The following is a 14,364-nucleotide window of genomic DNA, read 5'->3' on the forward strand; positions in this document are numbered from 1 at the left end:
GGGTCCCAGCCGACGGGGACGTTCTTTTTGTTTCCGCCGACTGGAGAGAGCGCGTGGAAGAAGTAGTCAGTTTCATCAACGGGATCATCTGGAGCAAAGCCCTGATCTTCCTGTGTCTTGCCGCGGGCCTGTACTTCAGTGCCCGGACCCGTTTCATGCAGATCCGTGGCTTCGTGGAAATGTGCCGGCTCACCGTGCAGGGGGAGAAATCCGACGCGGGTGTGTCCTCCTTCCAGGCGCTGGCCATGTCCATGGCCGGCCGCATGGGTATCGGCAACATCGCCGGTGTCGCCACCGCGATCGCCTTTGGCGGCCCCGGTGCGATCTTCTGGATGTGGGTGATGGGCTTCCTCGGTGCGTCCACGTCCTACGTGGAATGCACCCTGGCGCAGATCTACAAGACCAAGGATGCCGAAGGCCGCTACCGCGGTGGCCCGGCGTACTACATCGAAAAAGCGATGGGCCTGAAGTGGTACGCACTGGCCTTCGCGGTGGCGACCATCATCGCCGCCGGCTTCCTGATGCCGGGCGTGCAGGCCAACGCCATCGCCGACAGCATCATCAACGCCTGCCGCGGCGGTGCCCTGTGCGGGCCGCTGGATGGCCAGTTCATGGGCCTGGAATCAGTGCAGGCGCTCAAGCTGGGCATCGGCATCGTGGTCGCACTGCTGCTGGCCGTGGTGATCTTCGGCGGCGTCAAGCGCATCGCCAACTTCGCCGAGGTGGTGGTGCCGTTCATGGCCGCCGCCTTCATCCTGATGGCCATCACCATCATGGTCATCAACTATGATCGCGTGCCGGACATGTTCCGTACCGTGTTCAGCAGTGCCTTCGGTGCGCATGCCGCCTTCGGCGCGATGATGGGCCTGGCGGTGGAGTGGGGCGTCAAGCGCGGCATCTACGCCAACGAAGCCGGCCAGGGTACCGGCCCGCACGCGGCTGCCGCGTCGGAAGTCTCGCACCCGGCCAAGCAGGGGTACGTGCAGGCCTTCGCGATCTACTTCGACACCATGATGGTGTGCACCGCCACCGCGTTCCTGATCCTGGCCGCAGGCACCTACAACGTGTACTCGCCCGTCCCGGGCGGCGCGCCGGTGTTCGCTGGCCTGGCCGGTGTCGCTGAAGGTGCGGGCTACGCACAGGCCGCGGTGGAAACCGTGATTCCCGGCTTCGGTTCGGCGTTCGTGGCGATCGCGATCTTCTTCTTCGCCTTCACCACGATCATGGCCTATTACTACATGGCCGAGACCAACCTGACCTACGTCAACAACAACGCCAAGCGTCCGCTGACCGTGCTGCTGCTGCGCCTGGGCATCATCGGCATGGTGATCTTCGGGGCCTTCCACAATGCCGGCATGGCCTGGGCACTGGGCGACATCGGCGTGGGCCTGATGGCGTGGTTGAACATCATCGCGATCCTGATCGTGCAGAAGCCGGCGATGCTGGCGCTGCGCGACTATGAGCGTCAAAAGAAGCTCGGCCTGGATCCGACCTTCGACCCCGATGCCCTGGGCATCAAGAACGCCGATTTCTGGCGTCAACGCAAGCTGGAGCTGTCCCGTAGTGAATGATCCCTGGAAGAATGCGCGCCGTCCGTCCGCACGGCCGCCGCGCGCCACGCCGCTGCCGCCCCGCGAAGGTGGCACCCCGCCGCCGCCCGGCCGCGGCAACGACGAGCTGCGCCTGTACGGCTGGAATGCCGTCCAGGCGCTGTTCGAGCATCGCCCGCAGGCGCTGCGCAAGCTGTACCTGACCGAGGCGCTGATCCCGCGCATGCAGCCGGTGCTGAAGTGGTGCGTGGCCAACCGCGTCGGCTATCGCGTGGTGGAAGACGGCGATCTGAACAAGCTCGCCGCGACCACGCATCACGAAGGCCTGGTGGCCGATGTGCTGCGCGCGCCGATGCTGGATCTGGAGGAGTGGCTCGCTACGCTTCCGGCTGACAAGCCGGTGCTGGCGCTGTGGCTGGATGGCGTGGGCAACCCGCACAACTTCGGTGCGATCCTGCGCTCGGCCGCGCACTTCGGCGTGGCCGGCCTGCTGCTGCCGCCGGGCGCGACATTGGCGTTGTCCGGTGCTGCAGCGCGTGTGGCCGAGGGCGGCGCTGAATCGGTGCCGCTGGTGCGGCTGCCGGCCGTGCCCGAAGCGATGGCACAGCTGCGCGCGGCAGGCCTGAGCCTGGCCGCGACCTTGGTGGACGGTGGCGAAGATCTGTTCGCCAGTACGCTGCCGGCGCGCCTGGTATATGTCATGGGCGCCGAAGGCGAAGGCATGGACCGTGCGTTGGCGCAGGAGTGCGATCACCAGGTGTCGATCCCGGGCACCGGTGCAGTGGAAAGCCTCAACGTCGCCTCGGCGACGGCAGTACTGCTGGCGCAGTGGTTCGGACGCAGTCGCGTTTGACCCTTGGCCGCATGTTTCGGGGGAGCGCGTCGTCATTCGCGCCACCCACGGTGTGATCGGTTTCACCGAACTCGTCGTGACTACATCGCTTTCGGATTAATCGCATAGTGCATGCAGCGAAATCTGCGCACAGTGGGGAGTGGACGCTGTGCTGCGTGGGTGAGGAGAGACACCCCCGCAGCGCGGCGATCCGCTTGTCCGGACCGCGAGGGTCTAGCGGCGCTCACCGCGTGGGGTGTGATGTATCCCGGTAGCCCGGTCGCGTTGCGACCGGGCTTTTTTTGTGCCGACCCACGGTCGGTACTTGCCGCTTGCGTGTCGGGATTACTCGTTCGGCGGGGTGGTCGGCTTGGCTTCGCTGCCGAAGCTGCCCTCGGCCTCGGCCGCCAGATAGGCGAACACGGTGTAGGCCGCTACGTTCTGCGCCAGCGCCGCCGGATCGATCTTGTCCAGCGTGTCGTCAGCGGTGTGGTGCAGGTGGAAGTAATCGCTGCCGTCCTGTGCCAGCCATGCCCAGGCGCCGCCCTTGGCCGCCAGCGGACCGATGTCCGGACCGGGGCCGCCCTTGTCCGCGGCGTACTCGATGCCGAGCGGCTTGAGCACCTCGGCGATCTGGCGGGTCGCCTCGCGCGAGTTGGCCGGGTTCGGCGAGCCGGTATTGAAGGCATAGATGCGGCCCGCGCCGAAATCGCTCTCGGCCGCGAGCTGGTGCAGGACCACGTCCTTGGCGTGCGCTTCGGCATAGGCCTTGCCGCCGTACAGGCCCTGCTCCTCGTTGGCGAAGGCGATCACGCGGATGGTGCGCTTGGGCGCCTGCTTGAGCTGACCGATCAGATGGCCGGCCGCCATGGTGATGCCCACGCCGGCGCCGTCATCCACCGCGCCGGTGCCCAGGTCCCAGGAATCCAGGTGACCGCCGATCACCACCACTTCCTTGGGCAGGCTGCGCCCGGTGATCTCGCCGATCACGTTGTGGGAGGTCGCCTTGCCGTCCCAGCCGCAATCCAGGCTGAGCTTGAGCGTGGTGCTGCCGAGCGCGACCAGGCGCGCCAGTTGGTTGGCATCAGGCACCGACAGCGCCGCCGCCGGGACCGGCGTCAGGCCGTCATCGAAGCGGGTGATGCCGGTATGCGGCACGCGGTGCGAATCGGTACCGGCAGAGCGCATCACGAAGCCGATCGCGCCCTTGCGGATCGCCTCGGACGGGCCCTTGCTGCGCACCGCACCTCCGTTGCCGTAGTCGCGGCCATCGCGGTAGGCGGTCATCTGGTAATCCACGAAGGCGATCTTGCCCTTCAGCGAACCCTCCGGCGCGGCCTGCAGCGCGGCCAGGTCGGCGAAGCGCACGACTTCGGCCTCCACCGTGCCGCCCGGGCTGCCGCCAAGGGCGGTGATCGTCAGCGGCTGGGCATGCTTGCCGATCACTTCAGCGTGCTCACTGCGGCGCTCCCACTTGGGGAAGGTGACCGGTTCGGTCCAGACCTTGTCAAAGCCCAGCGACTTGAACTTGGCCACCGCCCACGCCACGGCGCGTGCATCGGCTTCACTGCCGGCGATGCGCGGGCCGATCTCGGTGGTCAGCGACTCGACCACCTTCCAGCCGGTGTCGTCCTTGAGCGCCTGCTCGCGCAGCTCGGCAGCGGTGGCCAGCGACTTGGGCGGCAGCGTGGTGATACCGGTCGCCGCGAAGGCGGGCGCGGCCAGCAGGGCGAGGGAAGATGCGATGGCAAGGACGCGGCGACGCATGGACGAACTCCGGGAAACGGGGCGGAAGCGTCCGAGCTTACCAGCCTCTCCCGCGCGCACATGGGCGGTAGGTCATGCTCCGGTGGATGCTGTTTTCCAAAAGCGAAAACCCCGCCGGAGCGGGGTTCTCAAGGTAGTGCCGGCCGCTGGCCGGCTCCGCGCGATGCAGGCTATCCGTTGAGCCGGCCAGCGGCCGGCACCACCGGTGCTGCAGCCTCAGTGCTTGAGGTTGTCGCGGATCTCGCGCAGCAGCAGCACTTCTTCACTCGGCGCCGCCGGGGCGGCCGGCTCGGCCTGCTTCTTGCGCGCCAGGCGGTTGATGAACTTGACGACCATGAAGATCGCAAAGGCCACGATCACGAACTGCACTACGGTGTTGAGGAAGTCGCCGTAGCCGATCACCACCGCCGGAATTTCCTTGCCATCGGCGGCAATCCGGGCCGGGGCGAGGGTCCAGGCCAGCTCGGAGAAGTCCACGCGCCCGATCACCCAGCCCAGCGGCGGCATGATGATCTTGTCCACCAGCGCGGTGACGATCTTGCCGAACGCCGCACCGATGACCACACCGACCGCCAGGTCGATGACGTTGCCGCGCATGGCGAATTCTTTGAACTCAGTCAGTACACCCATCGGGCTCTCCTGTCGCAGTGGGGAAAAAGACGCCGCAGCGTAACGCAGCCGATGTCATCCAGCGATGATGCCGTGGCGTTCGGCCACGTTTTCCAGGCGCGCGCTGAAACGGTCGCCCGGCTTCAACGCGGCCACGCCCGACGGCGTGCCCATGAAGACCAGATCGCCTGCGCGCAGCGCCCACAACTTGGAGAGCTCGTGCAGGATTTCAGGCACGTTCCAGATCATCTGGTCCAGCAGCGACTGCTGGCGCACTTCGCCATTGATCTCCAGCGACAGGTTGAGCGCGGCCAGGTCGCCCACTTCGCCGGCCGGCACCAGCTCGCTCACCGGGGCAGACTGATCGAACCCCTTGGCCGGATCCCACGGGTGGCCCTTGGCCTTGGCCTGCGCCTGCAGGTCGCGGCGGGTCAGGTCCAGGCCGACGCCGTAGCCGAACACCAGCGCTTCGGCCTGGTCGACCGGCAGCTCGCCGGCGGGGGCGTCCTTGCCGATCGCCACCACCAGTTCCACCTCGTGGTGCAGGTCCTGGGTGGCGAGCGGGTAGGGAATCACATCGTCATGTCCGACCACGATCGCATCGGCCGGCTTGCTGAAGAACATCGGGCGGCCGCGATCATCGGCGGACGGCACGGCCGCGCCCATTTCGCGCGCATGATCGGCGAAGTTGCGGCCGACACAGTAGATGCGACGCACCGGGAAGGTACCGCCACCGGCGACCGGAATGCGGGGCGGCTCGGGCGTGGGAATTACATCGGTCATGCGTGCGTCCTGTGGAGAGGTTTCGCCGCAGTCTAGAGCGTTTTTCCGCCCCCACAAACAGAAACGGCCGCGCAGGGCGCGGCCGTCATCAGGAGGGAAGCGCGTCGATCAACGCGACATCGGCAAGGCCTGCTTGCGGACCACCCGGTATTCGCCGTCCACGACCTGCGACGGAACGGTGCGCGCACTCTTGCGCTGGGCGAGCAGCTTCCATGCAAGACCGGCGATGATCATCGCCGCGCCCACGAACACACCCACGAACACCAGCGCGGCCAGGATCGCCAGGCCCAACAGACCGACCGCAACGCGCACCAACGGGTGGCGCGGCTTGCGCGGCGCGAACAGGGCACGGAACTGGTTGAACTGGAAGATGCGGCTGTACATGGCACTCTTTTTGGCTGAGGTCAGCAGTGGACGAGTATCCGTGCTGGCCTTTGTTACTGAGTGAAAAAAGCGTTAAATGTACCCCGCACGCATTGCAAATCAATGACTTGTATTCATCCGGGAGCCAGTGACATGAGCGCGTGAGACACTGTGCCTCCACTGCCTGTTGTCTGGATGCCATGTCCCTGCCCGAGACCACCACCGCCGCCCTGATTGCCCTGGATGCCTTGGCCGACGGGGGTTTCGCCGAGACCGATGCCAGTATTGAGGGCGACAGTGAATCGGTGGTGCTGTATCGCGAGGGCGACCAGGTGCGCGCGTGGCTGAACATCTGCCCGCACGCGGGCCGCCGGCTGGATTGGGCACCGGGTCAGTTCCTGAAAAGCAAGGACGGCCATCTGGTCTGCGCGGCGCATGGCGCCTCGTTCTCCCTCGAAAACGGCGACTGCGTGGCCGGGCCGTGTCGCGGTGATCGCCTGCGCGCGGTGCCGGTGCAGGTGCGCGACGGGCAGGTCTGGCTGGGATGACAACGGACGGTCGGTCACCCACGAACGGGTAGTGCCGGCCGCTGGCCGGCTGCTCTTGATGACAAACCGTACGTGGAGCCGACCAGCGGCCGCCACTCCCTAGAACATCAGGTTGATCATCAGCACCACCACCGCCGTATAGATCAACGACAGCGGGGCGCCGACGCGCCACAGCTCGCGCGGGGTGTAATTGGCCGGGCCGGTGATCATCGAAATCACCGGGTTGGACGCCGTCATCAGATTGTTGGAGGCCGACAACGCCACGATCAGCGCGAACGCGGTCGGGCTGCCCCCGGCGGCCAGCGCGAGGTTCACCGCGATGGGCACCATCACGATGGTCGCGCCCACATGGCTGATCACCAGCGAGAACATCGTGGTCAACAACGCCAGCGCGATTTCCAGCACCCACACCGGGATGCCGGTCGGCAGGCGGTCGATGGTGTGGCCGGCGATCCACGCCGCCGCGCCACTGCTGTCCATCGCCCAGCCGAGCGGAATCAGCCCAGCCATCATGAACACGGTTTTCCAGTTGATCGAAGCGTAGGCCTCGTCCATGCGCAGCACGCCGGTCAGCAGCATCCCGGCCACGCCGGTCATCAGGGTCAGCGCCACCGGCAGCTTGGAGGTCAGCGCGATCAGGATGGTGAGGGCGAAGATGCTCATCGCGATCTTGAACTTGTGCGGGCGCTGCTCACCCTTGGGGTAATCGGTCACCACCACGAAGTCGCGGCTCTTGGCGGCTTGGGCCAGGTCGGTCCAGATGCTGTGGAAGACCAGCATGTCGCCCGCGCGCAGCGCCACGTTGCGCACGTCTTCGCGGATCACCTGCTTGTCGCGGTTGATCGCCAGCAGGCTGATGCCGCGCTGTTTGCGCAGGCGCAGGTCCGAAGCGCTCTTGCCGATCACATCCGAGGTTGGCGGCACCACCGCTTCGGAAATGCCGGCGCGGCTGGGGTTGAACAGATCGCCCAGGTGCTTCAGGCGCGAGGACATCCGCAGGAACTGGTTCTGCGCGAAATCGCTGACCTGCTGGCGCGCGCCCATCACACCCAGCACGCTGCCCACCCAGATGCGCATCTCGGCCGGTGGCGCCAGGCGGGTGTCATTGCCGGTCTTGAGCGCCAGCAGCAGCGGCGCATCGTGCACGTTCTCGGCCTCGCCCAGGGTCATGCCGACCAGCGGGCTCTCGGCGGTGACCACCAGCTCGAACACATCGCCTTCGATGCCGTAGGTCTTGGCGAAGTAGCTCTCCGTGCGCGACGGGGTGACGCCATCGTTGGCCAGCGTCTCTTCCTCCACCAGCTTGCGGTCGCCGAAGTAGCGGAAGTACAGCAGCGAGGCGATCAGCAGGGCCACACCGATCGGCAGCGGCGCGAACATGCGCAGCGGTTCGATGGTGGCCAGGCCGGAGGGCAGGTTGTTGTTGGCCGAGGCCAGCAGATCGTTGAGCAGGATCAGTGGCGAGTTGCCGACCATGGTCAGCGCACCGCCCATCACGATGGCCGCGGCGATCGGCAGCAGCAGGCGCTGCAGGGTCAGCCCGGTGCGCGCGGCCAGCCGCGAGGCGACCGGCAGGTACAGCGCCATCACCGAAGGGTTCTGCATGAACGAGGAGTTCAAGCCGGCGATCGCGGTGGTCATCATCAACAGGCGCGTTTCCACGCCATGCCCGCGCCGCAGCAGCCAGGCCGCCAACCGGTTCAGCGCCCCGGTGCGGTCCAGGCCCGCGCCGAGGATGGTGGTGGCGATGATGCTCATCACCGCGTTACCGGAGAAGCCCCCGAAGATTTCTTCCGGGGCGATCAGGCCGGTGACGCCGAGCACCACCAGCACCACCAATGCCACCACGTCGGCGCGGATGCGCTCGAACAGGAACATCGCCATCGTGAAGCCGACCAGCCCGAGGACGAGCTTCATGTCGGTAGTCAGCGTCAGCGCGGTGTCCATGGGGTGGCGCGGTTCCTTGTCGGATCAGGTGCGGTCGTACAACAGGTCCCACACGCCATGGCCGAGTTTCTGGCCACGGGTTTCGAAATGGGTCTGCGGGCGCCATTCCGGCCGCTCCACCTGGCCACGCGGACCGGCGCGGTTGGTCAGCCCGGCGGTGGCGTCGAGCACGTCCCACATCTGCTCGGCATAGTCTTCCCAGTCCGTGGCGCAGTGCAGGCGGCCACCGACGCGCAGCTTGCGAACCAGCAGGTCGGCAAAGCCGGGCTGGATCAGGCGGCGCTTGTTATGGCGCTTCTTGTGCCACGGGTCCGGGAAGTAGATCCGCACTTCATCCAGCGCGCCATCGGCGATTTCCTTCTCCAGCACCTCCACGGCGTCGTGGTGGTACAGGCGCACGTGGTCGGCGTTGTCGTCGGCCAGGGCATTGAGCAGGCGGCCCACGCCGGGGGCGTGGACTTCCAGACCGATGTAATCGCGGCTCGGATCCTGCTGCGCGGCGAAGCGCAGCGCGGCGCCATTGCCGAAACCGATCTCCAGCACCTTGTGCGCATCGCGCCCGAAGGTGGCATCCAGATCGCGCGGCTCACCGGTGAAATCCAGGCCGAAACGCGGCCAGCGGTCATCGAATGCCCGCTGCTGGGCGGGGGTGAAACGCCCCTGGCGCAGCACGAAACTGCGGACCTCGCGGCGGCCTTCGGTGATGGTGAACGGCTTGGGCGGTGCCTTGGCACCGGCACTGTCGAAAGGATTGGTCATCAGGCGATCAACCCGTCGATCGGCGAGGAGGCACTGGCGTAGCGCTTGCGCGGAATGCGCCCGGCCAGGAAGGCCTCGCGGCCCGCTTCCACGGCCTTGCGCATCGCACTGGCCATCAGGATGGGATTGCGCGCGCCGGCGATGGCGGTGTTCATCAGCACGCCGTCGCAGCCCAGCTCCATCGCGATCGCCGCATCGGAGGCGGTGCCCACGCCGGCATCGACGATGATCGGCACCTTGGCGTCTTCGATGATCTGCAGCAGGTTGTACTTGTTCTGGATGCCCAGGCCCGAGCCGATCGGCGCGGCCAGTGGCATCACCGCGGCGCAGCCGATCTCTTCCAGGCGCTTGGCCAGGATCGGGTCATCGGAGGTATAGACCATCACCTCGAAGCCATCCTTGACCAGCTGCTCGGCCGCCTTGAGGGTCTGCAACACATCCGGGTACAGGCTCTTCTGGTCGCCCAGCACTTCCAGCTTGGTCAGGTTGTGGCCGTCCAGCAGCTCGCGGGCCAGCCGGCAGGTGCGCACGGCGTCTTCGGCGGTGTAGCAGCCGGCAGTGTTGGGCAGGATGGTGTAACGGTCCGGCGGCAGCACGTCGAGCAGGTTCGGCTCGCCCGGGTTCTGCCCGATGTTCGTGCGGCGGATCGCCACGGTGACGATCCGGGCGCCAGCGGCCTCGGTGGCCAGGCGGGTTTCTTCCAGATCCTTGAACTTGCCGGTGCCGGTGAGCAGGCGGGAAGCATAGGTCTTGCCGGCGATCACCAGCGAGTCAGTGGGGGCAGGTGCATTCATGGCCCGAATTATCGCCTATCGCGCGTCACGATGCTGCCTTAGCCACCGCCCAGCGCATGCACGATCTCGACCACGTCACCCTCGCCCAGGACATGGCGGGTGTGCTCGCTGCGGGTGACGATCTCGCCGTTGACCTCGACCGCGACGCGGCGCTCGAGCAGGTCTTCGCTGCGCAGCAGGTCGTGGACGGTGGCGGTGTGCGGAAGCTGGCGGTTCTCGCCGTTGAGCTGGATGTTCATGACGGTATTGTCCCGCAATCACCCCGCAGTGCGTACCCTGTGCGCCCCGCGGCAGAGGTGCCGCGCGCGTCAGGCCAACGATGGCCGGGCGGCGGGCTGTGGCAGTTCATGCCGCAGCGCAGCGTGATGCCGGCGAGGTGCAGTGGAAACATGGCACCGTGCGCCGGCGTACGTCCGCCGTTTTCCCCACCTTAAAGGAATTTTCATGTTGCTCAGCAAACGCCCCATCCGTTCCCTCATGGCCGTGGCCATCGCCCTGGCTGCGATGCCGGCCATGGCGCAGTCGCCGTACACCAAGACCGTCTTCATCGGCGACAGCCTGACCGATGCCGGTTACTTCCGTCCGCTGCTGCCCGCCTCGGTGCAGCCGGTGACCGGCCAGTTCACCACCAACCCGGGCTGGACTTGGGCCCAGCACGTGGCCAACTACTACGGCACCAACGGTGCGGCCCACGGCAATGGCCAGAACGGTGACAACTACGCCATCGGCGGCGCCCGCGTCGGCGTGGACACCAGCCAGGTGCTGGCTGCCGGTACCCCGGCCATTCCGGTGTACTCGCTCAAGACCCAGACCGCGCAGTACCTGGCGGCCAACGGCGGCAAGGCCGATCCGAACGCGCTGTACACCGTGTGGGGCGGTGCGAATGATCTGTTCGCGATCCAGGCCGGCGCGCCGCTGGTCTCCACGCTGACCAATGCGGTGCGCGACCAGGTCGGCATCGTCGGCACATTGAAGGGCGCTGGCGCCGAATACATCGTGGTGCCGACCATTCCGGACGTCGGCCTGACCCCGGGTGCCCGCGCGGGTGGCCCGGCCGCCATGGCCGCCGGCACCGCACTGGCCAAGGCCTACAACGACGCCCTGTTCGGTGGCCTGAAGGCCGCCGGCCTGCAGGTGATCCCGGTCGACACCTTCCACATCCTGCAGGAAATCGTCGCCAACCCGGCGCAGTACGGCTTCGTCAACGTGACCAGCCCGGCCTGCACCACGGCGTCGTCGCTGACCTGCAACCCGACCAGCTACGCCACCCCGAATGCTGCCAACAGCTACGTGTTTGCCGATGGCGTGCACCCGACCACCGCCACGCACCAGATGCTGGGCGAGTACACCCTGTCCATCCTGGAAGCCCCGCGCAACCAGCAGATCCTGACCCACTCGGCGCAGACCATCGGCCGCTCGCGCGCTGACCAGGTCAGCTGGCACGTGGATGGCCGTCCGGCCGACGGCCTGAGCTGGTGGGGCAACCTGCGTGGCGACATGCAGCGCTACGCCCACGCCGATCTGTACGACGGCATGGCCCCGGCCGGCCTGTTCGGCGTGGATTGGGCGCGTGACGGCATGGTGGTCGGCGGCTTCGCCGGCTATGGCCGCATGGACGCCGATTTCGGCAACAACAAGGGTGACTTCACCCAGTCCGACACCACGCTGGGCCTGTTCGCCGGCTGGTATGGCGAGCGCGCCTGGGTCAACGGCCAGGTCAGCTACAGCTGGTTGGATTACGACGTGACCCGCAAGCTGCAGCTCGGCCCGGCAACGCGCATCCACAAGGGCTCGCCGGAAGGCAGCAACCTGACCGCCGCCCTGAACGCCGGTTACGAGTTCGGCACCGAAGGCGGCTTCCGCCACGGTCCGGTCGCTGCGGTGATCTGGCAGAAGGTGAAGCTGGACGGCTACACCGAATCCAACCTGAGCGCCTCGGCGCTGGGCTATGCCGACCAGGATGTGGATTCGACCGTCGGCCGCGTCGGCTGGCAGGCCCGCTTCGATGGCGGCAACGTCAAGCCGTACGTGCAGGTCACCTACGACCACGAGTTCGAGGACAGCAAGCAGGCCAGCGCCTGGCTGCAGACCATGCCGGACGTGGGCATGTACAAGGTGCCGGGCCTGGAGTTCGACCGTGACTACGCCACCGCCGTGCTGGGTGCGCGCCTGAACCTGTGGGGCCTGAGCAGCAACATCGGCATGAGCACCACCACGATGCAGAAGCGTGCGCGTGACGTGTCGCTGTTCGCCAGCTTCGGCGCCAGCTTCTGATCCCACGTGCGCAGTGCCCGTTCGCGGGCGCCGCGCACGGCAGCGAAAAGCGAGAAACAACGGGCGGCCTAGTGCCGCCCGTTGCCTTTCATGCCCCCGCCCGAATAGACTTACGCTGCGCCTTGCGGGTGTAGCTCAATGGTAGAGCTGTAGCTTCCCAAGCTACTGACGAGGGTTCGATTCCCTTCACCCGCTCCATATCAGGAGGTTTCTTGCCTGCCTGCCCCGGCGCGAGGCATGCCCATCAGACTGCCGTTGGACTCCCTCGACGCAGCGTCAGCTCAACCCGGCACCGGCGCCCGTGGGCTCGAGCAACTCTCCTTTGTCCAGATGCACCACGCGTGTCGCGTATCCGGCGGCCTTGGGATCGTGCGTCACCATGACGATCGTTTTTCCATGTTCCCGGTTCAGCCGCTGCAGCAGGTCCATCACCCCGGCGGCGGACTCGCGGTCCAGATCGCCCGTTGGCTCGTCGCAGATCAGGAACGCGGGGTCAGCCACGATGGCACGTGCAATTGCGACACGTTGCTGCTGCCCACCTGAAAGCTCGGTGGGGCGATGGCTGAGGCGTTCGGCCAGCCCGACCAGCTGAAGTGCGATTTCCGCCCGCCGGTTGCGCTGTGCTTTGGCTGAGGGCGACAACAGCAGGGGCAGTGCCACGTTCTGCAACGCGGTCAGGGTCGGCATCAGGTTGTAGAACTGGAAAATGAAACCCACGCTCTGACTTCGCCATTCCGCCAGCTGCCTGCGGGTCAACTGATCGATGCGTTGTTGATTGACCTTGATGGTGCCGGACGTAGGCGTATCCAGTCCGCCGAGAAGATTGAGAAGGGTTGTCTTGCCGGACCCCGATGGGCCCATCAGGGCCAGAAACTCCCCGCTGCCCACCTGCAGGTCCACCGAGCGGAGCACGTCGACGCGCTGTCGGCCGCGCTGGTAGGTTTTGGAGACGTCGGTAAGCGAAATCGAACACGTCATTGCTGCTCCTGGGGAGTGATGGGGGGGCTTGTCAAACCTGTGATATACGGGCTTGCATGTGCCATACGTTCTGCCGAATTGCTGTCCCCTTGCCTGCGTGCATTCGGGATGTCTGGTGCGCTGGATGCGGCAACCAGGAAACTCACACGGGTGCCCATGTCGGGCAGGATGCGGGGGTCTTTGCGTTGCAGGCCAATACGGGCTTTGACCGTGGCTTTGCCGCGATCCGCCGTGGGAATGATCGCGATCACCTTGCCGGGCAGGGACAGCTCCGGATAGGCGTTGAGACGCACGTCGGCCGCCATGCCGATGCGCACCCGGCCGATGTAGGCCTCGCCGACATCGACTTCCACTTCCAGGGAGTTCATGTCCACGATGGTCGCGACACCGGTACGCGTGTAGCCGCTGGAAGCACCGGGAGAGATGATCTCGCCGACCTGCGCAGCCTTGGAGGTGATCACGCCCGCAAAGGGGGCGCGGATGACGGCGTGGTCCAGATTCACCTGTGCGACATCGGCCAGCGCGCGCGCCGCCTGCGCGTTGCGCCGTTGCGAGAGCATCTGTGCCTGGAGCTCATTGGCCTTGGCCGACGCCTGTTCGACATCCTGACGAGACACCAGTCCGCTCTCTGACAGTTCCAGCGCACGTTGGCTGTCGCGCAATGCCTGGGCGAACTGGATCTCATGCTGGCGCGCGAGTTGTCCCGCCGCGGCGACCTGCCGCTGCGCCGATTCAAGGCCGGCCATGGCTGATCGTGCATCGAGTCGCGCCAGCACCTGTCCCTGCTCGACGTGATCGCCCTCTTCAAACAGGACGTCGGTGACAACCCCGGTGAGCTGGGAGGACACGGTGGCGGTCCGCCGGGCCACGACATACCCGCTTGCGTCGAGCGTGGGCCCGGTGGTGGTCGTCGGCGCCGCGGGAACCGCGGAGGTAGCGACGGCGGCGTCGGCCTCGGCATCCGTGCTGGTGCGTCCCCACAACACGAGGCAAAGGCTGGCGCCTACCGCCACGGCCAAGCCGACGGAGACAGATCGACGACCGGAACGGGGCGGTGTCACATCGGGCTGGGCGGCTCGTTCGATGTGGAGCTCCTGCAGCAGATCGCCAGAGGTGGTTTTGGAGGGGGTGGTCATTTGAGTGATTCCTTGACGGGCGGC

General features: G+C 66.5%; 14 protein-coding genes and 1 tRNA gene. 5 read left to right on the forward strand and 10 right to left on the reverse strand.

What is annotated here, in order from left to right; genetic code table 11:
* The first annotated feature begins 53 nt into the window (after window positions 1-53).
* Together ABE464_RS14295 and ABE464_RS14300 are read left to right on the forward strand one after the other, a co-directional pair.
* Entirely contained in the window at window positions 54-1,571 is a 1,518-nt protein-coding gene (locus ABE464_RS14295; protein ID WP_346472508.1) for an alanine/glycine:cation symporter family protein, read from the forward strand.
* Window positions 1,564-2,403: a TrmH family RNA methyltransferase gene (locus ABE464_RS14300; protein ID WP_346472509.1), complete on the forward strand. Its 840-nt coding sequence runs from the start codon at window positions 1,564-1,566 to the stop codon at window positions 2,401-2,403. Before ABE464_RS14295 ends, ABE464_RS14300 begins: the two co-directional genes overlap by 8 nt.
* A 324-nt stretch (window positions 2,404-2,727) precedes the next feature.
* Here ABE464_RS14300 and ABE464_RS14305 read toward each other — a convergent pair whose 3' ends face one another.
* The 4 genes from ABE464_RS14305 to ABE464_RS14320 all read right to left on the reverse strand — a co-directional run bounded on the left by ABE464_RS14305 (window position 2,728) and on the right by ABE464_RS14320 (window position 5,925).
* Window positions 2,728-4,149, reverse strand: coding sequence for a M20/M25/M40 family metallo-hydrolase (locus ABE464_RS14305; RefSeq protein ID WP_346472510.1), 1,422 nt, complete (start codon window positions 4,147-4,149; stop codon window positions 2,728-2,730).
* A gap of 216 nt (window positions 4,150-4,365) precedes the next feature.
* Window positions 4,366-4,779, reverse strand: a complete 414-nt coding sequence (gene mscL, locus ABE464_RS14310) for a large-conductance mechanosensitive channel protein MscL (protein ID WP_319212825.1) — start codon at window positions 4,777-4,779, stop codon at window positions 4,366-4,368.
* A gap of 54 nt (window positions 4,780-4,833) precedes the next feature.
* The gene (locus ABE464_RS14315) at window positions 4,834-5,541 is read right to left on the reverse strand and encodes a fumarylacetoacetate hydrolase family protein (protein WP_346472511.1); all 708 of its coding nucleotides are present in this window, start codon (window positions 5,539-5,541) and stop codon (window positions 4,834-4,836) included.
* A gap of 108 nt (window positions 5,542-5,649) precedes the next feature.
* Window positions 5,650-5,925, reverse strand: coding sequence for a hypothetical protein (locus ABE464_RS14320; protein ID WP_121039319.1), 276 nt, complete (start codon window positions 5,923-5,925; stop codon window positions 5,650-5,652).
* Between the two features lie 179 nt (window positions 5,926-6,104).
* On the opposite strand from ABE464_RS14320, the gene ABE464_RS14325 reads away from it, so the two are divergent.
* Entirely contained in the window at window positions 6,105-6,452 is a 348-nt protein-coding gene (locus ABE464_RS14325; RefSeq protein WP_346472512.1) for a Rieske (2Fe-2S) protein, read from the forward strand.
* A gap of 99 nt (window positions 6,453-6,551) precedes the next feature.
* Here the strand turns inward: ABE464_RS14325 and ABE464_RS14330 are convergent, their stop codons facing one another.
* Genes ABE464_RS14330 through thiS form a run of 4 tightly spaced genes read right to left on the reverse strand, consistent with a single transcriptional unit; the run spans window position 6,552 to window position 10,191 of the window.
* A complete protein-coding gene (locus ABE464_RS14330; RefSeq protein ID WP_179460220.1) occupies window positions 6,552-8,399 on the reverse strand; it encodes an SLC13 family permease in 1,848 nt (615 codons plus the stop codon).
* Between the two features lie 24 nt (window positions 8,400-8,423).
* Entirely contained in the window at window positions 8,424-9,158 is a 735-nt protein-coding gene (gene trmB / locus ABE464_RS14335) for a tRNA (guanosine(46)-N7)-methyltransferase TrmB (protein WP_346468957.1), read from the reverse strand.
* Window positions 9,158-9,952 (reverse strand): thiazole synthase, encoded by a 795-nt coding sequence (locus ABE464_RS14340; RefSeq protein WP_346472513.1) that lies wholly within the window; start codon window positions 9,950-9,952, stop codon window positions 9,158-9,160. Before ABE464_RS14340 ends, trmB begins: the two co-directional genes overlap by 1 nt.
* A gap of 38 nt (window positions 9,953-9,990) precedes the next feature.
* On the reverse strand, window positions 9,991-10,191 hold the full coding sequence (gene thiS, locus ABE464_RS14345; RefSeq protein WP_346472514.1) for a sulfur carrier protein ThiS: 201 nt from the start codon (window positions 10,189-10,191) through the stop codon (window positions 9,991-9,993).
* Between the two features lie 205 nt (window positions 10,192-10,396).
* On the opposite strand from thiS, the gene ABE464_RS14350 reads away from it, so the two are divergent.
* Both ABE464_RS14350 and ABE464_RS14355 read left to right on the forward strand, forming a co-directional pair.
* Complete coding sequence (locus tag ABE464_RS14350; protein WP_346472515.1) at window positions 10,397-12,226, forward strand: autotransporter domain-containing protein; 1,830 nt, start codon at window positions 10,397-10,399, stop codon at window positions 12,224-12,226.
* Between the two features lie 124 nt (window positions 12,227-12,350).
* Window positions 12,351-12,424, forward strand: a tRNA-Gly gene (locus ABE464_RS14355).
* Window positions 12,425-12,502: 78 nt separating this feature from the next.
* Here ABE464_RS14355 and ABE464_RS14360 read toward each other — a convergent pair.
* Both ABE464_RS14360 and ABE464_RS14365 read right to left on the reverse strand, forming a co-directional pair.
* Window positions 12,503-13,204 (reverse strand): ABC transporter ATP-binding protein, encoded by a 702-nt coding sequence (locus tag ABE464_RS14360; RefSeq protein WP_346472516.1) that lies wholly within the window; start codon window positions 13,202-13,204, stop codon window positions 12,503-12,505.
* Window positions 13,201-14,340 carry an efflux RND transporter periplasmic adaptor subunit gene (locus tag ABE464_RS14365; protein WP_346472517.1) on the reverse strand — a complete coding sequence of 380 codons (1,140 nt, stop codon included), beginning with the start codon at window positions 14,338-14,340 and terminating at the stop codon, window positions 13,201-13,203. Before ABE464_RS14365 ends, ABE464_RS14360 begins: the two co-directional genes overlap by 4 nt.
* Window positions 14,341-14,364: the final 24 nt, after the last annotated feature.

Origin of the sequence: Stenotrophomonas sp. TWI587, assembly GCF_039674145.1 — a bacterium.
GTDB lineage: Bacteria > Pseudomonadota > Gammaproteobacteria > Xanthomonadales > Xanthomonadaceae > Stenotrophomonas > Stenotrophomonas maltophilia_AY.